Source organism: Variovorax sp. N23 (genome assembly GCF_025486315.1).
Lineage (GTDB): Bacteria > Pseudomonadota > Gammaproteobacteria > Burkholderiales > Burkholderiaceae_C > Variovorax.
In genome coordinates, this window is record NZ_JAOOPY010000002.1 from 110,388 (window position 1) to 134,904 (window position 24,517).

A 24,517-nucleotide genomic window follows, 5' to 3' on the forward strand; every position below is an offset into this window, starting at 1 on the left:
TTCCGCCCAGACGGATGCATCCCAAGTGGTTTGGGGTGCTGACGACGGGCCCAAGACTGACTGTGCAGCGCCATGGGGCTCTGCACGGTACAAGTTGGGAACTACTAGCAATGATCCAAACTGAATCCCGGCTCGACGTGGCCGACAACACGGGCGCGAAATCCGTCCTGTGTATCAAGGTGCTCGGTGGCTCCAAGCGGCGCTATGCCAGCGTGGGCGACGTCATCAAGGTCAGCATCAAGGAATGCGCTCCTCGTGGGCGTGTCAAGAAGGGCGAGATCTACAGCGCCGTCGTGGTGCGTACCGCCAAGGGCATCCGTCGCGCAGACGGCTCGCTCGTCAAGTTCGACGGCAATGCCGCCGTACTGCTCAACGCCAAGCTGGAGCCGATCGGCACCCGCATCTTCGGACCCGTGACGCGCGAACTGCGTACCGAGAAGTTCATGAAGATCGTCTCGCTGGCTCCCGAAGTTCTGTAAGGACAAGCAGGCTATGAACAAGATTCGCAAGGGCGACCAGGTCATCGTGTTGGCCGGCCGCGACAAGGGCAAGCGCGGCACGGTGTCGCTGCGCAAGGACGATTCGTACCTGATCGTCGACGGCGTCAACATCGTCAAGAAGCACGCCAAGCCGAACCCGCTCAAGGGTACGACCGGTGGCATCGTCGAGAAGACCATGCCGATCCATCAATCCAACGTGGCGATCTTCAATGCCGCGACCGGCAAGGCCGATCGCGTGGGCATCAAGGTCGCGGACGGCAAGCGCGTTCGCGTCTTCAAGTCCAGCGGCGACGAAATCAAGATCGCCTAAGGGGAACTCACATGGCACGTCTCCAAGAAATCTACCGCGACAAGATCGCGAAGGACCTGACCGAGAAGTTCGGCTACAAGTCGCCGATGCAGGTTCCGCGTCTGACCAAGATCACGCTCAACATGGGCGTGGGTGAAGCAGTCGCCGACAAGAAGGTTCTCGACAACGCTGTCGGCGACCTGACCAAGATCGCCGGCCAGAAGCCGGTCGTCACCAAGTCGAAGAAGGCCATCGCCGGTTTCAAGATCCGCGAAATGCAACCCATCGGCTGCATGGTCACGCTGCGCGGCGTGCAGATGTATGAGTTCCTGGATCGTTTCGTCACCGTGGCCCTGCCGCGTGTTCGCGACTTCCGCGGCATCTCTGGCCGCGCCTTCGACGGCCGTGGCAACTACAACATCGGCGTGAAAGAGCAGATCATTTTCCCCGAGATCGAATACGACAAGGTCGATGCCCTGCGCGGTCTCAACATCAGCATCACGACGACGGCCAAGACCGACGAAGAAGCCAAGGCGCTTCTCGCTGGTTTCCGTTTCCCGTTCAAGAACTGAGGCGAACCGTGGCTAAACAATCCCTGATCCAACGCGAACTCAAGCGCGACAAGCTGGTCGCCAAGTTCGCTGCAAAGCACGCCGAACTGAAGGCCGCCTCGAACGACCTGAAGAAGAGCGACGAAGAGCGCGCTGCTGCCCGTCTGGGCCTGCAGAAGCTCCCGCGCAACGCGAACCCCACGCGTCAGCGCAACCGTTGCGCCATCACCGGTCGCCCTCGCGGCACTTTCCGTCAATTCGGTCTGGCCCGCGCCAAGATCCGTGAACTGGCTTTCGCTGGCGACATCCCCGGTGTCACCAAGGCCAGCTGGTAAGCCAGGCAGGAGCAAACAACATGAGCATGAGTGATCCCATTGCCGACCTGCTGACGCGTATCCGTAACGCGCAGATGGTGGCGAAGCCCACCGTGTCGATCCCGTCTTCCAAGGTGAAGGCTGCGATCGCACAAGTCCTCAAGGACGAAGGCTACATCGACGGTTTCGAAGTCAAGACCGAAGCCGGCAAGTCCGAGCTCGTCATCACGCTGAAGTACTACGCTGGCCGTCCGGTCATCGAGCGCATCGAACGCGTGAGCCGCCCCGGCCTGCGCGTCTACAAGGCCAGCGCAGCCATCCCGCAAGTCCAGAACGGCCTCGGCGTCGCCATCGTCACGACCCCCCAGGGCGTGATGACCGACCGCAAGGCGCGCGCTACCGGTGTCGGTGGCGAAGTCCTGTGCTACGTCGCCTAACCGAGACATTGAGGAGTCACTGAAATGTCCCGAGTCGGAAAAATGCCGGTCGCCATCCCCGCAGGTGTGGATGTGTCGATCAAGGACGACCAGATCAACGTGAAGGGCACGGGCGGCACGCTCGCGCTGACGCGCAATGCCCTGGTCAACGTCGTCAACAAGGACGGCAAGCTGAGCTTCGAGCCCGCCAACGAATCGCGTGAAGCCAACGCGATGAGCGGCACGTTCCGCCAGCTCGTCAACAACATGGTCGTCGGCGTGACGAAGGGCTTCGAGAAGAAGCTCAACCTCGTCGGCGTCGGTTTCAAGGCTGCGGCCTCGAACAACAAGTTGAATCTGCAAGTCGGTTACTCGCACCCGGTCAACATCGAGATGCCCCAGGGCATCACGGTGGCCACCGCGACCCCGACCGAAATCGTGATCAAGGGTGCTGACCGTCAGCGCGTTGGTCAAATCGCCGCTGAGATCCGCGCTGTTCGTCCGCCCGAGCCCTACAAGGGCAAGGGCATCCGTTATTCGGACGAGAAGATCGTGATCAAAGAGACCAAGAAGAAGTAAGGGGCAGCAAAATGATGTTGACCAAAAAAGCACAACGTCTGCGCCGCTCGCGTCAGACCCGCATCCGGATCGCCACGCAAGGCGTTGCTCGCCTGACGGTGAACCGCACCAACCTGCACATCTATGCCACCGTCATCTCCGACGACGGCACCAAGGTGATCGCCACTGCATCGACGGCCGAAGCCGAAGTGCGCACGGCGCTGGGTGGTTCGGGCAAGGGCGGCAACGCCGCTGCAGCCACCGCCATCGGCAAGCGCATCGCTGAAAAGGCGAAGGCTGCCGGTGTCGAGAAGGTCGCCTTCGACCGCGCTGGTTTCGCGTACCACGGCCGCGTCAAGGCGCTGGCCGAGGCCGCCCGCGAAGCCGGCCTGCAGTTCTAAACGGACACGAGATTCAAAATGGCAAAGATTCAAGCAAGAACGCAGAACGAAGGCCCTGAAGACGGTTTGCGCGAGAAGATGATCGCGATCAACCGTGTCACCAAGGTGGTGAAGGGTGGTCGTATCCTCGGTTTCGCGGCACTCACCGTGGTCGGCGACGGCGACGGCAAGGTCGGCATGGGCAAGGGCAAGTCGAAGGAAGTGCCGGCAGCCGTGCAGAAGGCCATGGAAGAAGCCCGCCGCAACCTGTTCCAGATCTCGATCAAGAACGGCACGCTGCATCACCGCGTGACGGGTCACCATGGCGCCGCTTCGGTCGTCATGATCCCCGCCCCGAAGGGTACCGGCATCATCGCCGGCGGCCCGATGCGCGCCGTGTTCGAAGTCCTGGGCATCACCGACATCGTGGCCAAGAGCCATGGTTCGTCGAACCCCTACAACATGGTCCGTGCCACGCTGGACGGCCTGAAGAACTCGACGACTGCGTCCGCCGTTGCTGCCAAGCGCGGTCTGACGGTCGAAGAGCTGTTCGCCTGAACAGGAGCATCGACATGACGACGCAACAACAGACCACCGTCAAGGTGCAGCTCGTGAAGAGCCCGATCGGCACCAAGGAATCGCATCGCGCGACCGTGCGTGGCCTCGGCCTGCGCAAGCTCAACAGCGTGAGCGAGCTGCAGGACACGCCCGCCGTGCGCGGCATGATCAACAAGATCAGTTATCTGGTCAAAGTTCTGTAAGAGAGACTGATATGGAACTCAATGGCATCAAGCCGGCTGCCGGCGCCAAGCACGCCAAGCGTCGCGTTGGCCGCGGTATCGGCTCCGGCATCGGCAAGACCGCAGGTCGCGGTCACAAGGGCCAGAAGTCCCGCGCGGGCGGCTTCCACAAGGTGGGCTTCGAAGGCGGTCAAATGCCTCTGCAGCGCCGTCTGCCCAAGCGCGGCTTCAAGTCGCAATCGCTCAAGTACAACGCTGAAGTCACGCTGACGTCGCTCGAAGTCCTCGGCGCTGCCGAAGTCGACATGCTGACGCTCAAGCAGGCTGGTCTGGTCTCGCACATGATCAAGGTCGTCAAGGTCATCAAGACCGGCGAACTGACCAAGGCTGTCAAGCTGACGGGCATCGGCGCGACCGCCGGCGCCAAGGCTGCGATCGAAGCTGCCGGCGGCAGCGTCGCCTAAAAGACCGGACTGAAAGAAGCTCTCCGTGGCAACTAACGCGGCAACGCTCGCAAAGACAGGCAAGTTCGGTGACCTCCGTCGCCGGCTGGTCTTCTTGCTGCTCGCGCTCGTGGTCTACCGGATCGGCGCGCACATCCCTGTGCCGGGCATCAACCCGGACCAGCTGGCGCAGCTCTTCCAGGGCCAGCAGGGCGGCATCCTGAGCCTGTTCAACATGTTCTCGGGCGGTGCGCTGTCGCGCTTCACCGTGTTCGCGCTGGGCATCATGCCGTACATCTCGGCGTCGATCATCATGCAGTTGATGACCTACGTGCTTCCGAGCTTCGAGCAGTTGAAGAAGGAAGGCGAGTCGGGTCGTCGCAAGATCACGCAGTACACGCGTTATGGCGCGCTGGGCTTGGCGCTGTTCCAGTCCTTCAGCATCGCTGTCGCACTCGAATCGTCGGCCGGCCTGGTGATCACCCCGGGCTTCGGCTTCCGGATCACTGCCATGGTCAGCCTGACGGCGGGTTCGATGTTCCTGATGTGGCTCGGCGAGCAGATCACCGAACGCGGTCTGGGCAACGGCATCTCGATCCTGATCTTCGCGGGCATCGCCGCCGGTCTGCCCAACGCCATCGGTGGCCTGGCTTCGCTGGTGACCACCGGTGCCATGAACCCGATCATCGCCTTGTTCATCATCGCGGTCGTGGTCCTGGTGACCTACTTCGTGGTGTTCGTCGAACGCGGTCAGCGCAAGATCCTCGTGAACTATGCGCGGCGCCAGGTGGGCAACAAGGTGTACGGCGGTCAGTCGTCGCATCTTCCGCTGAAGCTGAACATGGCCGGTGTGATTCCGCCGATCTTCGCGTCGTCGATCATCCTGCTGCCGGCCACCGTGGTGGGCTGGTTCAGCACCGGTGACAGCATGCGCTGGATCAAGGACATTGCCGGCGCACTCACGCCGGGTCAGCCGATCTATGTGATGCTCTACGCTGCTGCGATCGTCTTCTTCTGCTTCTTCTACACGGCCCTCGTGTTCAACAGCAAGGAAACGGCCGACAACCTGAAGAAGAGCGGGGCGTTCATTCCGGGCATCCGTCCGGGTGACCAGACGGCGCGCTACATCGACAAGATCCTGGTTCGCCTGACGTTGGCCGGCGCGGTGTACATCACCTTCGTCTGTCTGCTGCCGGAGTTCCTGATCCTCAAATACAACGTGCCGTTCTATTTCGGCGGCACCTCCCTGTTGATCATCGTGGTTGTCACGATGGACTTCATGGCCCAAGTACAGAACTACATGATGTCGCAGCAATATGAATCGCTGCTCAAGAAGGCCAACTTCAAGACATCTTGAGCACTGCTGCAACATCGAACACGTTTTAGGAGAGTCATATGAGAGTTTCGGCTTCGGTCAAGACCATCTGCCGCAATTGCAAGATCATCCGCCGCAAGGGTGTGGTGCGTGTGATCTGTACCGACCCGCGCCACAAGCAGCGCCAGGGTTGATCAAAGAGTATTAGAGGACGCACATGGCACGTATTGCTGGCATCAACATTCCGCCGCACAAGCACGCTGAGATCGGCCTGACCGCCATCTTTGGCATCGGTCGCACCCGCGCCCGTCAAATCTGCGAAGCGAGCGGCATCGACTATTCGAAGAAGATCAAGGATCTGACCGACGCCGATCTCGAAAAGATCCGCGACCAGATCGCTCTCTTCACCATCGAAGGCGACCTGCGTCGCGAGACGACGATGAACATCAAGCGATTGATGGACATCGGCTGCTATCGCGGCTTCCGCCATCGCCGTGGCCTGCCGATGCGCGGCCAGCGCACGCGCACCAATGCCCGTACCCGCAAGGGTCCGCGCAAGGCCGCGCAGTCCCTGAAGAAATAAGGATTGAAACAGCATGGCTAAAGCTCCTGCCAATAACGCCGCACAGCGCGTTCGCAAGAAGGTTCGCAAGAACGTTGCGGACGGCATCGCTCACGTGCACGCCTCGTTCAACAACACGATCATCACGATCACGGACCGTCAGGGCAATGCGCTGTCGTGGGCCTCGTCGGGTGGTCAGGGCTTCAAGGGTTCGCGCAAGTCGACGCCCTTCGCCGCCCAGGTGGCTTCGGAAGTTGCCGGCCGTGCTGCTGTCGAACAAGGCATCAAGAACCTCGACGTCGAGATCAAGGGCCCCGGCCCCGGTCGCGAATCGTCGGTGCGCGCCCTGGCTGCGCTCGGCATCCGGATCAATTCCATTGCCGACGTGACGCCTGTGCCGCATAACGGCTGCCGTCCGCAGAAACGTCGGCGAATCTGATCGCTTGGCGATCAGGTGCCGCCGCATTCAAGCGTCGACACCGACCGCGCAGTCCGCTTCACAGCGGCTGCGCATTTTGTTTTTCACAAGCCCACCGCCATCGGCACGCCGCTGATGGCTCCTGCAGATCACCGCTGCAGCAGATGACACAAAGGAAGATCACGTGGCACGCTACCTCGGCCCCAAGGCCAAACTCTCCCGCCGCGAAGGCACCGACCTGTTCCTGAAGAGCGCCCGTCGCTCGATCCAGGACAAGTCCAAGTTCGACTCCAAGCCCGGCCAGCATGGCCGCACCTCGGGTCAGCGCACCTCCGACTTTGGTCTGCAACTGCGTGAAAAGCAGAAGGTCAAGCGCATGTACGGCGTGCTCGAGAAGCAGTTCCGCCGCTACTTCGAGGAAGCCGATCGTCGCCGTGGCAACACCGGCGCCAACCTGCTGTTCATCCTCGAATCGCGCCTGGACAACGTCGTCTACCGCATGGGCTTCGGCTCGACCCGCGCCGAGGCACGCCAGCTCGTGTCGCACCGTGCCATCACGGTGAACGGCCAGTCGGTCAACATCGCGTCGTACCTGGTCAAGACCGGTGACGTGATCGCCGTGCGCGACAAGTCGAAGAAGCAGACCCGCATTGCCGAAGCGCTGCAACTGGCGGCACAAGTCGGTATGCCGGCGTGGGTGGAAGTGAACGCCGACAAGGCCGAAGGCACCTTCAAGAAGGTCCCGGATCGCGACGAATTCGCCGCCGACATCAACGAATCGTTGATCGTCGAACTCTATTCGCGTTGATCCCCTGCTCGCGCCCGTTGGCGCGAGTTGTTTTTGTTGATCCCGTTCCTGGCGTGCCCTGCACGCGCGCCGGGCGCTTCACCAGCCTTACCGGTGTAACGAACCGGGGGTATTGAGAGGAAGTCTGCATGCAAACCACCCTGCTGAAACCCAAGACCATCCAGGTCGAGCAACTGGCCGCCAACAAGGCAAAGGTCACGCTCGAGCCTTTCGAGCGCGGCTACGGCCACACGCTCGGCAACGCGCTGCGTCGCGTACTGCTGTCGTCGATGGTCGGTTATTCGGCCACCGAAGTGACGATCGCCGGCGTGCTCCACGAGTACTCGTCGATCGATGGCGTCCAGGAAGACGTCGTCAACATCCTGCTGAACCTCAAGGGCGTGGTGTTCAAGCTCCACAACCGCGACGAGGTCACGCTGAGCCTGCGCAAGGACGGCGAAGGTCCGGTGCTGGCGTCGGACATCCAGACGCCGCACGACGTCGAGATCATCAACCCCGACCACGTGATCGCGCACCTGTCGCAAGGCGGCAAGCTCGACATGCAGATCAAGGTCGAAAAGGGTCGTGGTTACGTGCCCGGCACGATGCGCCGCTATGCGGACGAACCGACGAAGTCGATCGGCCGCATCGTTCTCGACGCGTCGTTCTCGCCCGTCAAGCGTGTGAGCTACACCGTTGAAAGCGCCCGCGTCGAGCAGCGCACCGACCTGGACAAGCTGCTCATCGAGATCGAGACCAACGGCGCCATCACCGCTGAAGACGCGGTCCGTGCCTCGGCCAAGATTCTGGTGGAACAGCTCGCGGTGTTCGCGCAGCTCGAAGGCGGCGAACTCGCTGCGTTCGATGCGCCCGCCCCGCGCAGCGCCCAACAGTTCGATCCGATCCTGCTGCGGCCGGTCGACGAGCTCGAACTTACGGTGCGTTCGGCGAACTGCCTGAAGGCCGAGAACATCTACTACATCGGTGACCTGATCCAGCGCACCGAGAACGAGCTGCTCAAGACCCCCAACCTGGGTCGCAAGTCGCTCAACGAAATCAAGGAAGTCCTCGCGTCGCGTGGTCTCACCTTGGGCATGAAGCTCGAAAGCTGGCCGCCGGCCGGCCTCGACAAGCGTTAATCCGACAACGCAAAAACCGGGCAGTACCTGACACGGCTGCCTTTATTAGAAACCTCAAAGGAACATCACCATGCGTCACGGTCACGGCCTCCGCAAACTCAACCGCACCAGCTCGCACCGCCTCGCGATGCTGCAGAACATGATGAATTCGCTCATCGAGCACGAAGTCATCAAGACCACGGTCCCCAAGGCCAAGGAACTGCGCCGCGTCATCGAACCGATGATCACGCTGGCCAAGAAGCCGACGCTCGCCAACAAGCGCCTGGCTTTCGACCGCCTGCGCAGCCGCGACAGCGTCGTGAAGCTCTTCGCCGAACTGGGCCCGCGCTACAACACGCGTCCGGGTGGCTACACGCGCATCCTGAAGATGGGCTTCCGCGTGGGCGACAACGCCCCGATGGCGCTCGTCGAACTGGTCGACCGTCCCGACGTGAAAGAAGTGGCTGCCGATGAGCAGACCGCTTCAGAATAAGCTATAATTCCATCTTGCCGCGCGATGGAGCAGCCTGGTAGCTCGTTGGGCTCATAACCCAAAGGTCGCAAGTTCAAATCTTGCTCGCGCAACCAAATTGAAAGGCCCTGTTTTCGAACAGGGCCTTTTTGTTTTTGGCGACGAGCCGCGCCGCACGAGCAGTGCAAACACAGCGGCGAAACACAGCGCCAAGCACAGCGGCGAAAAATCAAGGAAAAAGGGGCCGCAGCCCCTTCCTGGTTTTATTTGATCGGTTGGATCCGGTCAGTCTGGCAGCACGGCCGTCACTTCGATCTCGACCTTGGCGCGCGCCTCGACCAACGCGGCCACCTGCACGCAGGTCATCGCGGGAAAGTTGCGGCCCATGGCATCCCGATAGACCGGGCCGAGTTCGGACAGACGTGCGTTGTACTCGTCGCGGTCGGTGATGTACCAGGTCATGCGCACCATGTGCTCCGGACCGGCGCCGGCTTCGCGCAGCACCTCGGCGATGTTGCGCAACGCCTGCCCGCACTGGGCGATGAAGTCGTCGCTCTCGAATTGCTGCTGTCCGTTCCAGCCGATCTGGCCGCCGACGAAGATCTGCGTGCCACGCGCGGCGATGCCGTTGGCATAGCCCTTGGGCGGCAACCAGCCGGCGGGTTGAAGAAGCTTGTTCATCATGATGTCTGTCTCAGTTTGAAGCGCTGGAGCTTGCCGGTTTCGGTGCGGGGCAGCACGTCGACGAACTCGATCTCGCGCGGGTACTTGTAGGGGGCGATGGTGGCCTTGACGTGGTCCTGCAGCGCCTTGCACAGTGCGGCATCGCCGGTGTGACCGGGCCTGAGCACGCAGTAGGCCTTGACGATCATGCCGCGGTCGTCGTCGGGCTTGCCGATAACGCCGCATTCGGCCACCGCTGGGTGTTGCAGCAGGGCGTCTTCGACCTCCGGGCCGCCGACGTTGTAGCCGGCGGTGATGATCATGTCGTCGGCACGTGACTGGTAGAAGAAGTAGCCGTCATCGTCCTGACTGAAGGCATCGCCGGGGTAGTTCCAGCCGTTCTTCACATAGGCGGTCTGGCGCGCATCGTCGAAATAGCGGCAGCCCACCGGGCCCTGGATCGCGAGCTTGCCGACGGTGCCGCGTGGCACCTCGTTGCCGTCGTCGTCGACCACCTTGGCGATGAAGCCCGGCACCGCCTTGCCGATGGCGCCGCGCTTTACCTCGTGGCCAGCCGCCGAGATGTAGATGTGAAACACCTCGGTGCCGCCGATGCCGTCGAGCATCTCGATGCCGGTCGCGTCCTTCCACAACTGTCGCGTCGCATCCGGCAGCGCCTCGCCGGCGCTCACCGTGATGCGCAGCGTCGGCACGCCATGCTGCTTGGCAAAGGGCGCCATCTGCCGGTAGAAGGTCGGCGCGGTGTAGACGATGGTCGCGCCGGTCTCGTTGATCAGCTTGACCATGCCTTCCGGCGTGTACGGGATGTCGGGGTAGTAGATCGACGAGCCGGCCCACATCGGATAGACCAGCAGGCCGCCGAGACCGAAGGTGAAGGCCAACGGCGGCGAGCCCATCACGATGTCGTCGCTCGTCGCCTTGAGAATATGGCGCGGCCAGGTCTCGCACATCGCGAGCACGTCGCGGTGCGTGGTGGCGGGCGCCTTGGGCTTGCCGGTGGTGCCCGATGTGAAGGCCAGCAGGGCGATGTCGTCAGCCGAGGTCGGGCACGCGGAGAACACGCCGCTCTTCGTCGCGGCGAGCGCTTCGAGCGCATCCGGTGCGTCGGACTTGAAGGCGAGCACCTTCCGCAAGGTCGGGTTCGCCTGCTGCGAGATCAGCATCTCGTCGATGAGCTTCGCCTCGCACAGTGCGACGGCGGGCTTGGACTTTTCGATGATGTCGTTGAGTTCGCGCGCGCGCAGCAGCGGCATCGTCGCCACGGCGATGAGCCCGGCCTTCACCACAGCCAGCCACGCCAGCGCCATCGGAATCGAGTTGCCACCGCGCAAGAGCACGCGGTTGCCAGGCACCAGGCCGAGGTCTTCCGTCAGCACCTGCGCCATGCGGTTCACTTCGACCGCCGCCTGCGCATAGGTGAGCGTGCGCGTGGGCGAACGCAGCATCGGCTTGTCGGCGAAGCCCTTGGCTGCGGCCTTGTCGAGCAGTTCCTCGACCAGGTTCAACTGGTCGGGCAACTGCAGTTCCGGCAGGTCGTATCGAAAGACCGGCAGCAGCTCGGGCGGTGGCAGCCCATCGTGGACGAAACGGTCGATTTGTGCGCTCAAGGTCTACTCCCGCAAGACGGATTTGCCGATGATGAGTTGCTGGACCTCCGTCGCGCCTTCGTAGATGCGAAGCGCGCGGATGTCGCGGTAGAGGCTCTCAACTTTCGTGCCCACTTGCACGCCGAGGCCGCCGTGCATCTGCAGCGCCATGTCGATCACGCGCTGTGCGTTTTCGGTGGCGCACATCTTGGCCATCGCGGCGGCCGCGGTGTAGTCGCCGAAGGGCTGGCCGGTGCGTTCGCCTTCGTCGCGCATCCATGCGGCGCGGTACGTCAGCAAGGCGGCACTGTCGATGAGTGCGGCCATGTCGCCGAGCTTGGCCTGCGTGAGCTGGAAGTCGGCCAGCGTCTGCCCGAACATGCGCCGCGACTTCGCGTGCGCGATGGCTTCGCTCAGTGCGCGCCGAGCCATGCCGAGTGCGGCGGCGGCCACCGACGCACGAAAGATGTCGAGCGTGCGCATCGCCAGCTTGAAGCCGCCATTCAGCTCACCGAGCTGTGCACCGTGAGGCACCTCGCAGGCACCAAAGCGCAGCGTCGCGAGCGGATGCGGTGCCATCACCTGGATGTGTTCGCTCGCGTCCAGACCCTGGGCATCGGCATCGACGATGAACGCGGTGATGCCGCGCGTGCCGCCGGTGGGTTCGGTCTTCGCGAACACGCAGTAGAAGTCGGCGATGCCGCCGTTGCTGATCCACGTCTTCGCGCCGTCGAGCCGCCAGGCCGCGCCGGTGTCGACGGCCTGCATCGCCATCGCGCCGACATCGGAGCCGGCCTCGGGTTCGCTCAGTGCGAAGGCCGCGATCTTGTCGCCGCGCGCGACGGCACCCAGGTACTCGGCCTGTTGCGACGCACTGCCGGCGAGCGTGATCGCGCCGCTGCCCAGGCCTTGCATCGCAAAGGCGAAGTCGGCCAGCGGCGAATGGAAGGCGAGCGTCTCGCGCAGCAGCACGAGCGCGCGCGAGTCGAGCCGTTCGAGTGCACCGCCGAAAGCCGCGGGCACGCAGTAGCGCAGCCAGCCGCCGCTGCCCAGGCGCTTCACCCAGTCGCGGCAGGCGGCGCGGTCGTCGCGCTCGTCGACGTCCTGCGATGCGGCCCACGGCAGCAGCCCGCGCGCGAGTGAGCGGTGCGCATCGTCGAAGAAGGGCAGCGCGAGGTGCGCAATGGATGGATCGATCTTGGGGGCCGACATGCTCAGTCTCCGCCGAAGACCGGCTTCTGTTTGGCCGCGAAGGCTTCATAGGCGCGCGTGAAGTCGGCCGTCTGCATGCAGATGGCTTGTGCTTGCGCCTCGGCCTCGATCGCCTGCTCGATGGTCATCGACCACTCCTGCGACAGCATCGTCTTCGTCATGCCGTGCGCGAAGGTCGGGCCGGCGGCGAGGTCGCGGGCCATCCGGGTCGCCGCAGCGAGCACGGCATCGCTCGGATGCAGCGCGTTGAAGAAGCCCCATGCGAGGCCTTCGTCGGCCGTCATGGCGCGGCCGCTGAACAGCAGTTCCGACGCGCGGCCCTGGCCGATCATGCGCGGCAGCAGGGCGCAGGCACCCATGTCCGCACCGGCCAGGCCGACGCGCGTGAACAGGAAGGCGGTGCGTGCCGAGGGCGTGCCGTAGCGGAGGTCGCAGGCCAGCGCGATCATCGCGCCGGCCCCGGCGCAGATGCCGTCGATGGCGCCGATGACCGGCTGCGGGCACTGGCGGATCGCCTTCACCAGGTCGCCCGTCATGCGCGTGAACTCGAGCATCTCGGGCATGCGCATCTTCGTGAGCGGCCCGATGATCTCGTGCACGTCACCGCCCGAGCAGAAGTTGCCGCCGGCGCCGGTGACGACCACCGCCTTCACGTCGTTGGCGAAGTGCAGGGCGCGGAACAGGTCGCGCAGTTCGGCGTACGACTGGAAGGTCAGCGGGTTCTTGCGCTCGGGCCGGTTGAGCGTGACGGTGCCCACGCCGTCCTCGTAGGACCACTGAAAGTGCGTGGCCGTGTAACCGGCCTTCGCCTCGAATTGCGCGTGCATGGGGTTGCCCGCGCCGATGTAATGCTTCATGCCGTCTCCGCCGTGGTCGTAAGGGGGGTGGTGTGCTGCTTGACCTTGCCGAGCAGCTTGTGGAGTTGCGAGATCTCCTTGGCGTTGAGGCCGGCGAAGGCCTCGACGATCCAGGCCTCGTGCTGCTGCGCCATCTCATGGAAGAGCTTGCGGCCGCGCACGGTGAGGCGAACGCGCCAGGCGCGCCGGTCGCCCTCGACATTCACGCGCTCCACCAACGCTTCGGCCACCAACTGGTCGGTGATGCCGGTCACGTTGCCGCCGGTCACCATCATGCGGCGCGACAGCTCGTTCATCTTCAGGCCTTCGGGCGAACGCTCGAGCTGCGCCATCAGGTCGAAGCGCGGCAGCGTGGTCGCGAACTGCTCGCGCAGGCCGTTGCGCACTTCCTTCTCGATGAGCTGCGTGCAGGTGAGCAGGCGCAGCCACAACCGCAGTTCGTCGGGGTGTTCGCTGTGCGCGCGGGCTTCGAGGTCCATTCAGCGCTCCTCTTCGCTGGCGACCTTCACCGGCACCGCCGCCATCGCCTGCTGCTTGGCGATCTCGCGGTACATCTGGTCGCGGCCTGCCGTGTAGGGCTTCGGCCACTCGACGTCGCGGCTCTGCAGCTTGGCGGCCTCGTGCAGCGTCCACGCCGGGTCGGCCAGGTGCGGGCGCGCGACGGCGCACAGGTCGGCGCGGCCGGCCGCGATGATGCTGTTGGCCTGGTCGGCGTCGGTGATGGCGCCGACCGCGATGGTCGCGATGCCGACCTCGTTGCGGATGCGGTCGGCGAAGGGCGTCTGGTACATGCGGCCGTAGATCGGCTTGGCGTTGCGCGTGGTCTGGCCGGACGACACGTCGATGAAGTCGCAGCCGGCGTCCTTGAACAGGCGCGCGATCGCGACCGCGTCGTCGTCGGTGTTGCCGCCGGGCGCCCAGTCGTGCGCCGAGATGCGCACGCTCATCGGTCGCTCTTCGGGCCAGGCCGCGCGCATCGCGGCAAACACTTCGAGCGGGTAGCGAGCGCGCCCCGCGATGTCACCGCCGTACTCGTCGGTGCGCTGGTTGGTGAGTGGGCTCAGGAAGGACGCGAGCACGTAGCCGTGCGCGCAGTGCAACTCGAGCCAGTCGAAGCCGGCCTCGGCCGCGCGCTTCGTCGACGCCACGAACTGGTCGCGCAGCCGGTCCATGTCGGTGCGTGTCATCGCGGCCGGCGTCTGGTTCTGCTCGCCGTAGGCCAGGGCGCTCGCGGCCATCAGCGGCCAGTTGCCGTCGGGCAGCGGCTCGTCGGTGCCTTCCCAGCCGACCTGCGTCGAGCCCTTGGGGCCGCTGTGGCCGAGCTGCATACCGATCTTCGCGCTGCTCTGCGTATGCACGAAGTCGACGATGCGCTTGAAGGCCGCACCTTGCTCGTCGGTGTAGAGGCCGGGGCAGCCCGGCGTGATGCGGCCTTCGGGCGTCGGGCTGGTCATCTCGACGAAGACCAGCGCCGCGCCGCCCATGGCGCGTGCACCCAGGTGCACCAGGTGGAAATCCTGCGGCACGCCGTCGACCGCGCTGTAGGTCGCCATCGGCGAGACCACGATGCGGTTCTTCAGTTCGAGGCCGCGCACCTTGAAGGGCGTGAGCATCGGCGGGATCGGCTGGCCGCCCGCCAGCCATTTCTCGTAGCCGCCGAGCCAGGCCGCGTCGCGCAGGCGCAGGTTCTCGTGGCTGATGCGCTGGCTGCGCGTGAGCATCGAATAGGCGAACTGCTCGATCTGCATGCCGGTGTAGCGCGAGACGTTCTCGAACCACTCGGTCGAGTTGCGTGCGGCGTTCTGGATCTTCAGCACCTCGACGCTGCGGCGTGCCTCGTAGCCGACGAGCACCTCGTCGATGCTGCCGCCGTGGCCGAATTCGTCGGCCAGGTCGATGGCGTCTTCCATGGCCAGCTTGGTGCCCGAGCCGATCGAGAAGTGGGCTGTGTGGGCTGCGTCGCCCATCAGCACGACCGGCACGGTCTTGCCACCGATGTCGACGCGGTGCGTCCAATGCTTGCAGATCACGCGCGGGAAGCGGATCCAGTTGGCCGAGCCGCGCAGGTGCGACGCATTGCTGATGAGCGAATGCCCACCCAGATACCTGGCGAACAGCTTCTCGCAGAAGGCAATGGCTTCGGGCTGCTCCATCTGGTCGAGGCCGTGTGCCTTCCAGACCTCCTCGGGCGTCTCGACGATGAAGGTCGAGGTGGTCTCGTCGAACTGGTAGGCGTGCGCCTGGAACCAGCCGTGTTCGGTCTCCTCGAACGCGAAGGTGAAGGCGTCGAAGGTCTGGTGCGTGCCGAGCCAGACGAAGCGGCACTTGCGCAGGTCGATGTCGGGCTGGTACGCCTCGGCGTAGCGCGTGCGGATGCGGCTGTTGAGGCCGTCGCTGGCGATCACCAGGTCGGCGCCGTACTGTGCGGCCAGCGCCTGGTCGTCGGTGGCGTCGGTCTCGAACACGAGGTTCACGCCCAGTTCGAGGCAGCGCTCTTGCAGGATGTTCAGCAGGCGCTTGCGGCCGATGCCGCAGAAGCCGTGGCCGCTGGAGCGCACCTGCCCGCCCTTGAAGAAGACCTGGATGTCGTCCCAATGGTGGAAGGATTCACCGATCATGCGGGCCGTCCCGGCCTCGGCCACTTGGAGGTTGGCCAGCGTCTGGTCGCTCAGCACCACGCCCCAGCCGAAGGTGTCGAACGGGCGGTTGCGCTCGACCACGGTGATGTCGAGATGCGGGTGCCGCGCCTTCATCAACAGGGCGAAATACAGCCCCGCGGGGCCGCCGCCGATACAGAGGATGCGCTGGAGTCCGGGTGCGAGGATGTTCATGAATAAATAGTTTAGACATAAACATTCTGGTGTCAATGGGGACAGGGTCATCCGGACGGCCGGTTGACGGGCGCGACCGTGGTGGCAAAAATCATCGACATGGCCAGCCTGATACCCAAAATCAAATCGCAACTGGCGTCGCTGCCGGTTCCCATCGCGCTCCAGCTGCCTGACGGCAGGACCGTGTCGCAGCCCGGCTCCCGGGTGACGCTGGCCTTTACCGACTGGACCTCGCTCGCCAAGCTGGCCGCGCGACAGGTCGGCGCGATCGGCGAGGCCTACGTCGAGGGGCGGGTGCAGATCGAAGGCGCCATGCGCGACCTGACCGATGCCGCCGCCGGTCTCCTGCCCGGCAACCCGGTCGAGACGGACACCAGCTGGTGGTCGCGCATGATGCGTCGGGCCAAGTCCCGCGGCTTGCACACGCTGGGCAAGGATGCCGCGCAGATCGAGTTCCACTACGACGTCTCCGACGATTTCTACGCGCTCTGGCTCGATGCGCGGCGCGTGTATTCCTGCGCCTACTACCGCACCCCCGACCTGTCGCTGGCCCAGGCCCAGGAAGCCAAGCTCGACCACATCTGCCGCAAGCTCATGCTCCAGCCCGGCGAGCGCTTCCTCGACATCGGCTCCGGCTGGGGCGGCCTGCTGCTGTGGGCGGCCGAGCATTACGGCGTGGACGCCACCGGCATCACGCTGTCGAAGAACCAGCACGCGCACGTCGTGCGGCTCATCGAGGAGAAGGGCCTGCAGGGGCGGGTGCGGGTCGAGCTGCGCGACTACCGCGAGCTCGACCCGGCCCAGCTTTTCGACAAGATCTCGTCGGTCGGGATGTTCGAGCACGTCGGCCGCACCAACATGCCGACCTACTTCCAGCAGATCCACGGGCTGCTGGCCCCTGGCGGCCTCGTCATGAACCACGGCATCACTTCCGGGCGGCTCGACTACCAGCAACTGGGCGCCGGCATGGGGGACTTCATCGAGAAATACATCTTCCCGGGCGGCGAGCTGCTGCACGTGACCCAGGTGCTGCGCGACATGGCCGGGGCCGGGCTGGAGATGGTCGACACCGAGAACCTGCGGCCGCACTACGCGCGCACGCTGTGGGCCTGGTCGGACGCGCTGGAAGCGCAGCTCGACGAGGCGCGTGCCGTGCTCCGCCGCACCAGCAGCGACGACGCGCGCGCCGAGCGCATCCTGCGCGCCTACCGGCTGTACCTGGCCGGTTCGGCGATGAGTTTCGAGCGGGGGTGGATCTCGCTGCACCAGATGCTGGCCACGCGACCGGACGGCGATGTGGCGAAGGGCCCGATGCGGGGTGCCCAATCGGTGTACCCTTTCGCCCGGGACTTCATCTACAAGTAAACAACATGCTCTACCGCTTCAAATCGCAGGCGACCGCCGATGTCGTGATGCTCGAACCCAGCGCCCGCCACCTGCTGGACATCGTCGGCAAGGCCCCCGGTCCGCAGGGCATCATCACCAGCGAGCAGATCCCGGCCGCCATCGCGGCGCTCGAAGAGGCCGTCCGCCTGGAGCACGACCGGCACCGGCACAACGGCGACCCGTTCGCCGCCGAGGACCACGAAGAGCCCGCCGAGCGCGAGCACGTCGCACTGCACCAGCGGGCCGCCCCGCTGATCGACATGCTCAAGCGCTCCGCCGCGGAGGGCAAGGACGTCGTCTGGGGCGTCTAGCCTCAGTCCACTTTCGCGCCGGAGTCCTTCACCACCTTCGCCCACTTCGCGTGCTCGCGCTCGATGTGCTTGGCGAACTCGGCGGGTGAATTCCCGCTGGGGATGGCGCCCTGCGCCAGCAGCTTTTCCTGCATCGCCGGCGTGCCGAGCGACTTGGCAACTTCCTGCTGGATACGGTTGACGATGTCGGGCGGGGTGCCGGCCGGCGCCAGCAGGCCGAACCACGAACTGGCCTCGAAGCCCTTGAGCTGAGGGCCGCCGGCTTCTTCCACCGTCGGCACGTTGGGCAACGCAGGCGAGCGCTTCGAACTGGTCACGGCCAGCGCCACCAGCTTGCCGCCCTTGATCTGCTGCATCGACGACGGCAGGTTGTCGAACATCACGTCCGCGTTGCCTCCGACCATGTCCATCAGGGCAGGGCCCGAGCCCTTGTACGGGATGTGCGTCATGAAGCTGCCCGTCATGCTCTTGAACAGCTCGCCCGCCAGGTGGATCGAGGTGCCGCTGCCGCTCGACGCCATGTTGAGCTTGCCCGGGTTGGCCTTGGCGTACTTGATGAAGTCCTGCACGTTGCGGATGTTCAGTTCCTTCGCCTTCTCGGTGTTCATCTCCATCACGTTCGGCACGGCGGCCACCAGCGTGATCGGCACGAAGTCCTTGATCGGGTCGAAGGGCAGCTTGGGATACAGCGCGCGGTTGATGCCATGCGTGCCGACGGTGCCCATCAGCAGCGTGTAGCCGTCGTTCGGCGACTTGGCGACGATGTCGCTGCCCACGTTGCCGCCGGCGCCTGCGCGGTTGTCGACGATGAACTGCTGGCCGAAGGCCTTCGAGAGTTCGGGCGCCATCGCGCGCGCCAGGATGTCGGTGGTGCCGCCGGCCGCGAAGGGCACGACGATGCGCACCGGCTTGGTGGGCCAGCTGCCTTGCGCCCAGGTCGGCGCGGACAGCAGGAGAAGGGCGCCGGCTGCGGTAGCGGAAAGGACGACGCGGCGGGAGGGACGGGTAGAAAAGTTCATCCGCGGGTTGTACAGGCGAACGCGGGTGCGGTGTCGCAGGTAAAACCCCCGTTCAGAAACGCCTCTTGATGCCGATCAAGGTCGGCCGATCAACCGGCGCGCTGCGGCCGAGATCGCCTCCGTGCCGATGCGCGACTGCGCCTCCAGCACCGCCGCGTAGCCGACCGGAATGCGCGGCGCACCCAGGCGCGCGATGCGGCAGCCGGTGGCCTCGGCCGCCGTCGCGGCGATTTCCGCGCCGAAGCCGGCCGCCTGCACCGCTTCGTGCACCACCAGCAGGCGCCGCGTCCGGCCGCAGGATTCGAGCACCGTCTCGCGGTCCCAGGGCCACAGCGTGCGCAGGTCGATCAGGTCGACCGCGATGCCCTGGTCGGCCAGGGCGTCGCAGGCCTCGGCGCAGGCGTGCACCTGCTTGCCCCAGCTCACCAGCGTGAGCGCGTCGCCCTCGCGCAGCCGCGCCGCCTGGCCCAGCGGGATCGCGACGGTTTCGTCGACCGGCCCGCGCAGCCCCCAGAGCGCCTTGTGCTCGATGTAGACCACCGGATCGCCGCACTGCATCGCCGCGCGCAGCAGGCTGTGGTTGTCCTGCGGCGTCGACGGGCTCACCACCACCAGCCCCGGCATGTGCGCGAACCAGGCCTCCAGCGATTGCGAATGCTGCGCCGCCGAGGCGTCCCAGATGCCGCCCGGCATGCGCACGACCAGCGGCACCCGGCCCTGGCCGCCGAACATGAAGCGGTTCTTGGCGGCCTGGTTGACCAGCTCGTCCATGCCGCACAGCGCGAAGTCGACCACGCGCATCTCGACCACCGGGCGCAGGCCCGCCAGCGCCATGCCGACGCCGGCGCCCATGATCGCCGCCTCGCTGATCGGCGTGTCGATCACACGCTGGTCGCCGAAGCGCTGCTGCAGGCCCTGGTACTGGCCGAAGATGCCGCCGCGGCCGACGTCCTCGCCCAGCACGACCACGGCCGGGTCGGCTTCCATCTCGCGCTGCACCGCGAGGACCGCCGCTTCGGCGTAGCGCATCTCGACAGGACGGGTCGTCAGCGCCATTGGCCGGCTCCGGTGGTCTGGACATCGGTGAACGCCGTTGCGGCATCGGGCCAGGGGGCCTCGGCCGCGGCGGCCAGTGCGGCCTCGACCTCCGCCTGCGCGTCGGCGTCGGCGGTGTCGAGCGCCGCGGCCGCGATGCCCGCACGCAGGCAGGCGGCCCGCGCGCGGGCGATCGGGTCGGTCTCCAGCGCGGCGGCCAGCTCGGCCGGGTCGCGGTAGGCGGCGAGGTCGACCGACACATGGCCCTTCACCCGGTAGGTCAGCGCGTGCAGCAGGCGTGGCCCGCTGCCGCTGCGCACCGTGTCCACCAGCCGCGCGGCGGCGGCATGCACCGCGAACACGTCGTTGCCATCGACCGGTGTCGCCGCGATGCCGAGCGCCTCGGCGCGCGCCGAGGCCCCGTCGCCGGCCGTCATCGGGCCGCTGGCGGTGGTGGCGCTCCAGCGGTTGTCCTCGCAGACGAAGAGCACCGGCAGGCCGTACACCTGCGCCCAGTTGAGCGATTCGAGAAAAGGCCCGCGGTTGATCGCGCCGTCGCCGAAGAAGCAGACGGTGATCGCGTCCTTCTTCTGAAGTTTTTGTGCATGTGCCGCACCCACGGCGATCGGCAGGCCCGCCGCCACCACGCCGTTGGCGCCCAGCATGCCGACCGAGAAATCGGCGATGTGCATCGAGCCGCCCTTGCCGCCGTTGAAGCCCGTCGCCTTGCCGAAGAGCTCGGCCATCATCCGGCCCAGGTCGGCGCCCTTGGCCAGCGTGTGGCCGTGGCCCCGGTGGGTGGAGGTGAGGTAGTCGGCCGGCTTCAGGTGCACGCACACGCCGGCGGGCACCGCCTCCTGGCCGGTCGACAGGTGCAGCGGCCCGCGCACGCGAACGGTGCCGGTGGCCTGCTGGCCGTAGGCGCTGACGCCGCCCTGGCTGGCGATCTCGGCGGCATTCTCGAAGGCGCGGATGCGCACCATCGTTCGATAGAGCGAGCGCGCGCGCTCCGCCGGCGGAAAGTTCGGATCCATCTCGTCTTGTCTCCAGTGCGCCTTCTGTCGAAGCGCGTCCCGGCGATCGTAACGAAGCCTGCGGCCCTTGCGCTGAGGGCTAACCTCCAGGCGTGGGGTTCCGTGCCTCTGACCCGCGGCGAAGCTGCCGGTAGAGCGTGCCGCGCGACACGCCCAACTGCCGCGCCGCCTGCGAGATGTTCCCGCCCTGGGCGGCGAGCGTGTCTTCGATCAGCCTGCGGTCGTGCGCGCGCAGCGTCTCCGCCGTGGCCGATGGCGATGGCGATGGCGATGGCGCCTGCGATGTCGCGGCGGACGGGCCGGGCGCGGCGGCGTCGGGCGGCGCCCGCGCGGGCACGTCGTCCGCCACCGCGGTGTGCGAACGGCTGGCGATCACCGCATGCCGGAAGTCCGTGCCGTTGCCCGATGGCAGCGCGGCCTGCAGCCACACGCCCAGGCCGCTCGGCAGGCGCAGCGCCAGGGCCGTGTCGCTGCGGCCCATGCGCAGCAGACCGGCCAGATCGTGGCCGAGCAACCGTTCGACGGCGCGTGCCTCGTCGTCGCCGGGCAGGCCGCCGAGCAGGCGTGCAGCGGCATCGTTGAGCCAGGCTACGCGCCCGTCGGACGACACGCCCGCCAGCGCTTCCAGCGGCGTGCCGAGCAGCGTCGGGTGCGCCTGGAAGCGCAGCACCAGCTGCTCGCGCGACTGCGCCTGCATCAGCCGGTTCTCGATGGTCGTCGCGTACAGGCCGACCATCGCGGCGGCATCGAAGCCGAAGCGGCGCTGCTCCGCCGTCAGATCGAGCACGCCGGCCAGTCGCCCCTGCACGTCGCGGATCGGCGCGGCCGCGCATTGCATGCCCTGCAGCGCGTCGAAGTAATGCTCGGCGCCATCGACCGTGCAGGCCTTCCCGGTCTGGGCGACGATGCCCGGCGCGGTCGTGCCGACCAGCCCTTCGGCGATGTTGACGCCCACGCGCGACGTCGCGCGCAGCACGGGCTGCTGCGCGGCGGTGGGGTGGTGCGTGGCATGCAGCACCACGCCGTCGCGATCGGTCAGGATCACGCGGCAGTCGGTGCCGGCGAGCGTGCCTTCCATCGAGAACAGGTCGGGCCCGGCCGCTTCGATCAGCGTCCGGTTGCGCTGCAGCACCGATTGCCGGCGACTGGGCGTCACCGGGTCGAAGGGGACGGCGCGCGTCTGATCGCGGTGGAGGCGGCTGCAGCGCATCCACGACTGGATGACCGCTTCGCCCACCAGGCCCGAGGGGCGAATGCCCTCCTCGAAGAAGCGACGCCGCGCGAGCGCGGTCCGCTGGGCGGCGGTGCTGGGGAAGAGCTGGCGAGGGACGGCGTCTGACGTGGGCGTGCGGTGAGCCATGGGGCGCTGCCTGCGGTGATGCGACCTGCCGACTGTGTTCCGCAATGGAACAGTCGCGGGTCCGGGAAATCCCGAGGATGAACAAAGCGCCTGGCAGGAACATCCTTGGCACCAGAACAACAGCAAGGAGACGACACGATGAGAAGCATCACCGGCGCCATCGCGCTCGGCGCATGGCTGTGCGCGGGCCTTCTGCCGGCCCACGCGCAACCCGCGGCCCCCGGCTCGGCCGCCCACGTCCAGGTCGCCGCGGCCAAGGTCGACGGCAACTTCATCCGGCAGAACGCAGGCAGGACGCCCGACTGGCCCAGCTACGGACTCGACTACGCCGAGACCCGCTTCAGCCGGCTCGACCAGGTCAACGCGGCCAACGTGAAGGACCTGGGCCTGGTCTGGTCGTACGACCTCGAATCGACGCGCGGGGTGGAGGCCACGCCGCTGGTGGTCGACGGCGTGATGTACGTCACCGCCTCCTGGAGCGTGGTGCACGCCATCGACGTGCGCACCGGACGCCGGCTCTGGACCTTCGATCCGCAGGTCGACAAATCGAAGGGCTTTCGTGGCTGCTGCGACGTCGTGAACCGCGGTGTGGCGCTCTACCAGGGCCGGGTCTACGTGGCGGCCTACGACGGCAGGCTGATCGCCCTCGACGCGGCCACCGGCCAGAAAGTCTGGGAGAAGAACACGATCGAAGGCCAGAAGGGCAGCTACACCATCACCGGCGCGCCGCGTGTCTTCAAGGGCAAGGTGATCATCGGCAACGGCGGGGCCGAGTACGGCGTGCGTGGCTACGTCACGGCCTACGACGCGAAGACGGGCGACCAGAAGTGGCGCTGGTTCGTGGTGCCGGGCGACCCGTCCAAGCCCTTCGAGGACGCCTCGATGGCGCGTGCCGCGAAGACCTGGGACCCGAGTGGCAAGTACTGGGAGGCCGGTGGTGGCGGCACCGCATGGGACAGCTTCGCCTTCGACCCCGAGCTCAATCTGATGTACGTGGGCACCGGCAACGGCTCGCCCTGGTCGCACAAGCAGCGCAGCCCGAAGGGCGGCGACAACCTGTACCTCGGCTCGGTGGTGGCGCTCGACCCCGACACCGGCGCGTACAAGTGGCACTACCAGGAGACGCCAGGCGACAACTGGGACTACACCTCGACGCAGACGATGATCCTGGCGGACCTCCAGATCGACGGCAAGTCGCGCAAGGTGCTGCTGCATGCGCCGAAGAACGGCTTCTTCTTCGTGATCGACCGGACCAACGGCAAGTTCGTGTCGGCCAAGAACTTCACCGAAGTCAATTGGGCCACGGGCTTCGACAAGAACGGCCGGCCGATCGAACTGGCGGCCGCACGCGACGGCAGCAAGCCCTACGACGCGATCCCCGGCCCCTTCGGTGCGCACAACTGGCATCCGATGTCCTTCAATCCGCAGACCGGCCTGGCCTACCTGCCCGCGCAGCACGTGCCGCTGAACCTGATGGACGACAAGGACTGGAAGTTCGACGAGGACAAGCCCGGCCGGCCGCATGCCGCGCTGGGCTGGAACACCGCGAAATTCGCCAACGCCGAGGCGCCCAAGAGCAAGCCCTTCGGCCGGCTGGTCGCCTGGGACCCGGTGGCGCAGAAGGAGGCCTGGGGCGTCGACTACGCGTCGCCCTGGAACGGCGGCACGCTCACGACCGCCGGCAACCTGGTCTTCCAGGGCACGGCCGACGGCCGCCTGGTGGCGTACGACGCGAGGAACGGCACCAAGCTCTGGGAGACCCCCACCGGCACCGGCGTGGTGGCGGCACCGGCGACCTACATGGTCGACGGCAAGCAGTACGTGTCGGTGGCCGTGGGTTGGGGCGGCGTGTACGGGCTGTCGCAGCGCGCGACGGAGCGGCAGGGGCCGGGAACCGTCTACACCTTCGCGGTCGGTGGCACGGCCAAGATGCCGGCGTTCGTGGCGTACCGCATGGCCAAGCTGCTGCAGGGCGTGAGCTACGACCAGGCCAAGGTGCAGGCGGGCACGTTGCTCTATGTCGCCAACTGCGTGTTCTGCCACGGCGTGCCGGGCGTGGACCGCGGCGGCAACATCCCGAACCTCGGCTACATGGACGCGACGTTCATCGAGAATCTCGACAAGTTCGTGCGCAAGGGGCCCGCCATGGCCCGTGGCATGCCGGACTTCACCGGCAAGCTCTCCGACGACGACATCGACAGCCTCAAGGCCTTCATCCAGGGCACGGCGGATGCGATCCGGCCGAAGTAGCGCGCCGAGGGATCGCCGGTGCATCGCCGGCGCATGAAAAAAGCCGCCGGTCCCGGGGACCCGCGGCTTTCGTGTTTCAGGCGAGGCGC

30 protein-coding genes and 1 tRNA gene are annotated in these 24,517 nt (G+C 66.1%); 21 read left to right on the forward strand and 10 right to left on the reverse strand.

Annotated features, from left to right (window positions below):
* Positions 1–110: 110 nt before the first annotated feature.
* The 18 genes from rplN (at position 111) to N8A90_RS03530 (ending at position 8,979) form a co-directional block, all read left to right on the forward strand.
* Complete coding sequence (gene rplN / locus N8A90_RS03445) at positions 111–479, forward strand: 50S ribosomal protein L14 (protein ID WP_262073256.1); 369 nt, start codon at positions 111–113, stop codon at positions 477–479.
* A 13-nt stretch (positions 480–492) separates the two neighbouring features.
* A complete protein-coding gene (rplX, locus tag N8A90_RS03450; protein ID WP_262073257.1) occupies positions 493–810 on the forward strand; it encodes a 50S ribosomal protein L24 in 318 nt (105 codons plus the stop codon).
* Positions 811–821: 11 nt separating this feature from the next.
* On the forward strand, positions 822–1,361 hold the full coding sequence (gene rplE, locus N8A90_RS03455; protein WP_262073258.1) for a 50S ribosomal protein L5: 540 nt from the start codon (positions 822–824) through the stop codon (positions 1,359–1,361).
* Between the two features lie 8 nt (positions 1,362–1,369).
* Positions 1,370–1,675 (forward strand): 30S ribosomal protein S14, encoded by a 306-nt coding sequence (rpsN, locus tag N8A90_RS03460; protein ID WP_093436359.1) that lies wholly within the window; start codon positions 1,370–1,372, stop codon positions 1,673–1,675.
* Positions 1,676–1,695: 20 nt separating this feature from the next.
* The gene (rpsH, locus tag N8A90_RS03465; RefSeq protein WP_192194037.1) at positions 1,696–2,091 is read left to right on the forward strand and encodes a 30S ribosomal protein S8; all 396 of its coding nucleotides are present in this window, start codon (positions 1,696–1,698) and stop codon (positions 2,089–2,091) included.
* Positions 2,092–2,115: 24 nt separating this feature from the next.
* Positions 2,116–2,649 (forward strand): 50S ribosomal protein L6, encoded by a 534-nt coding sequence (rplF, locus tag N8A90_RS03470; RefSeq protein WP_262073259.1) that lies wholly within the window; start codon positions 2,116–2,118, stop codon positions 2,647–2,649.
* Positions 2,650–2,663: 14 nt separating this feature from the next.
* The gene (rplR, locus tag N8A90_RS03475) at positions 2,664–3,029 is read left to right on the forward strand and encodes a 50S ribosomal protein L18 (RefSeq protein ID WP_262073592.1); all 366 of its coding nucleotides are present in this window, start codon (positions 2,664–2,666) and stop codon (positions 3,027–3,029) included.
* Positions 3,030–3,047: 18 nt separating this feature from the next.
* Positions 3,048–3,566 carry a 30S ribosomal protein S5 gene (gene rpsE / locus N8A90_RS03480; RefSeq protein WP_183028316.1) on the forward strand — a complete coding sequence of 173 codons (519 nt, stop codon included), beginning with the start codon at positions 3,048–3,050 and terminating at the stop codon, positions 3,564–3,566.
* 14 nt (positions 3,567–3,580) lie between these two features.
* A complete protein-coding gene (gene rpmD, locus N8A90_RS03485) occupies positions 3,581–3,769 on the forward strand; it encodes a 50S ribosomal protein L30 (protein ID WP_262073260.1) in 189 nt (62 codons plus the stop codon).
* Between the two features lie 11 nt (positions 3,770–3,780).
* Positions 3,781–4,212 carry a 50S ribosomal protein L15 gene (rplO, locus tag N8A90_RS03490; RefSeq protein ID WP_262073261.1) on the forward strand — a complete coding sequence of 144 codons (432 nt, stop codon included), beginning with the start codon at positions 3,781–3,783 and terminating at the stop codon, positions 4,210–4,212.
* A gap of 25 nt (positions 4,213–4,237) precedes the next feature.
* A complete protein-coding gene (gene secY, locus N8A90_RS03495) occupies positions 4,238–5,548 on the forward strand; it encodes a preprotein translocase subunit SecY (RefSeq protein WP_262073262.1) in 1,311 nt (436 codons plus the stop codon).
* A 38-nt stretch (positions 5,549–5,586) separates the two neighbouring features.
* Positions 5,587–5,700, forward strand: a complete 114-nt coding sequence (gene rpmJ / locus N8A90_RS03500) for a 50S ribosomal protein L36 (protein ID WP_038201958.1) — start codon at positions 5,587–5,589, stop codon at positions 5,698–5,700.
* Between the two features lie 23 nt (positions 5,701–5,723).
* Entirely contained in the window at positions 5,724–6,089 is a 366-nt protein-coding gene (rpsM, locus tag N8A90_RS03505) for a 30S ribosomal protein S13 (protein WP_262073265.1), read from the forward strand.
* 13 nt (positions 6,090–6,102) lie between these two features.
* Entirely contained in the window at positions 6,103–6,507 is a 405-nt protein-coding gene (rpsK, locus tag N8A90_RS03510; RefSeq protein WP_009124825.1) for a 30S ribosomal protein S11, read from the forward strand.
* Between the two features lie 163 nt (positions 6,508–6,670).
* Complete coding sequence (gene rpsD, locus N8A90_RS03515; protein ID WP_140840879.1) at positions 6,671–7,294, forward strand: 30S ribosomal protein S4; 624 nt, start codon at positions 6,671–6,673, stop codon at positions 7,292–7,294.
* A gap of 128 nt (positions 7,295–7,422) precedes the next feature.
* Positions 7,423–8,412: a DNA-directed RNA polymerase subunit alpha gene (locus N8A90_RS03520; RefSeq protein ID WP_262073266.1), complete on the forward strand. Its 990-nt coding sequence runs from the start codon at positions 7,423–7,425 to the stop codon at positions 8,410–8,412.
* A 70-nt stretch (positions 8,413–8,482) separates the two neighbouring features.
* Positions 8,483–8,884, forward strand: coding sequence for a 50S ribosomal protein L17 (gene rplQ, locus N8A90_RS03525; RefSeq protein ID WP_262073267.1), 402 nt, complete (start codon positions 8,483–8,485; stop codon positions 8,882–8,884).
* A gap of 18 nt (positions 8,885–8,902) precedes the next feature.
* Positions 8,903–8,979, forward strand: a tRNA-Met gene (locus N8A90_RS03530).
* Between the two features lie 169 nt (positions 8,980–9,148).
* Here N8A90_RS03530 and N8A90_RS03535 read toward each other — a convergent pair.
* From N8A90_RS03535 to N8A90_RS03560, 6 genes are read right to left on the reverse strand one after another with little or no spacing between them, the layout of a single operon-like run.
* Positions 9,149–9,547 carry a RidA family protein gene (locus N8A90_RS03535; protein ID WP_262073268.1) on the reverse strand — a complete coding sequence of 133 codons (399 nt, stop codon included), beginning with the start codon at positions 9,545–9,547 and terminating at the stop codon, positions 9,149–9,151.
* Complete coding sequence (locus tag N8A90_RS03540; RefSeq protein ID WP_262073269.1) at positions 9,544–11,154, reverse strand: AMP-binding protein; 1,611 nt, start codon at positions 11,152–11,154, stop codon at positions 9,544–9,546. The genes N8A90_RS03535 and N8A90_RS03540 overlap by 4 nt, the downstream gene beginning before the upstream one ends.
* 3 nt (positions 11,155–11,157) lie before the next feature.
* A complete protein-coding gene (locus tag N8A90_RS03545; RefSeq protein ID WP_262073270.1) occupies positions 11,158–12,345 on the reverse strand; it encodes an acyl-CoA dehydrogenase family protein in 1,188 nt (395 codons plus the stop codon).
* Positions 12,346–12,347: 2 nt separating this feature from the next.
* Positions 12,348–13,202, reverse strand: a complete 855-nt coding sequence (locus tag N8A90_RS03550) for an enoyl-CoA hydratase family protein (protein ID WP_262073271.1) — start codon at positions 13,200–13,202, stop codon at positions 12,348–12,350.
* Positions 13,199–13,681, reverse strand: coding sequence for a MarR family winged helix-turn-helix transcriptional regulator (locus tag N8A90_RS03555; RefSeq protein ID WP_262073272.1), 483 nt, complete (start codon positions 13,679–13,681; stop codon positions 13,199–13,201). Before N8A90_RS03555 ends, N8A90_RS03550 begins: the two co-directional genes overlap by 4 nt.
* Complete coding sequence (locus tag N8A90_RS03560) at positions 13,682–16,033, reverse strand: bifunctional salicylyl-CoA 5-hydroxylase/oxidoreductase (protein ID WP_262073273.1); 2,352 nt, start codon at positions 16,031–16,033, stop codon at positions 13,682–13,684.
* 99 nt (positions 16,034–16,132) lie between these two features.
* Between N8A90_RS03560 and N8A90_RS03565 the strand changes: the two genes are divergently transcribed.
* Together N8A90_RS03565 and N8A90_RS03570 are read left to right on the forward strand one after the other, a co-directional pair.
* Positions 16,133–17,398, forward strand: coding sequence for an SAM-dependent methyltransferase (locus N8A90_RS03565; RefSeq protein WP_262073274.1), 1,266 nt, complete (start codon positions 16,133–16,135; stop codon positions 17,396–17,398).
* Between the two features lie 5 nt (positions 17,399–17,403).
* Complete coding sequence (locus N8A90_RS03570) at positions 17,404–17,730, forward strand: DUF1840 domain-containing protein (protein ID WP_262073275.1); 327 nt, start codon at positions 17,404–17,406, stop codon at positions 17,728–17,730.
* Between the two features lie 2 nt (positions 17,731–17,732).
* Here N8A90_RS03570 and N8A90_RS03575 read toward each other — a convergent pair whose 3' ends face one another.
* The 4 genes from N8A90_RS03575 to N8A90_RS03590 form a co-directional block, all read right to left on the reverse strand.
* Positions 17,733–18,749: a Bug family tripartite tricarboxylate transporter substrate binding protein gene (locus N8A90_RS03575; protein WP_262073276.1), complete on the reverse strand. Its 1,017-nt coding sequence runs from the start codon at positions 18,747–18,749 to the stop codon at positions 17,733–17,735.
* Positions 18,750–18,824: 75 nt separating this feature from the next.
* Positions 18,825–19,805, reverse strand: coding sequence for an alpha-ketoacid dehydrogenase subunit beta (locus N8A90_RS03580; protein ID WP_262073277.1), 981 nt, complete (start codon positions 19,803–19,805; stop codon positions 18,825–18,827).
* Entirely contained in the window at positions 19,796–20,818 is a 1,023-nt protein-coding gene (locus tag N8A90_RS03585) for a thiamine pyrophosphate-dependent dehydrogenase E1 component subunit alpha (protein WP_262073278.1), read from the reverse strand. Before N8A90_RS03585 ends, N8A90_RS03580 begins: the two co-directional genes overlap by 10 nt.
* Positions 20,819–20,897: 79 nt before the next feature.
* A complete protein-coding gene (locus N8A90_RS03590) occupies positions 20,898–22,178 on the reverse strand; it encodes a helix-turn-helix domain-containing protein (protein WP_262073279.1) in 1,281 nt (426 codons plus the stop codon).
* A 138-nt stretch (positions 22,179–22,316) separates the two neighbouring features.
* On the opposite strand from N8A90_RS03590, the gene N8A90_RS03595 reads away from it, so the two are divergent.
* Complete coding sequence (locus N8A90_RS03595; RefSeq protein WP_262073280.1) at positions 22,317–24,428, forward strand: PQQ-dependent dehydrogenase, methanol/ethanol family; 2,112 nt, start codon at positions 22,317–22,319, stop codon at positions 24,426–24,428.
* Positions 24,429–24,517: the final 89 nt, after the last annotated feature.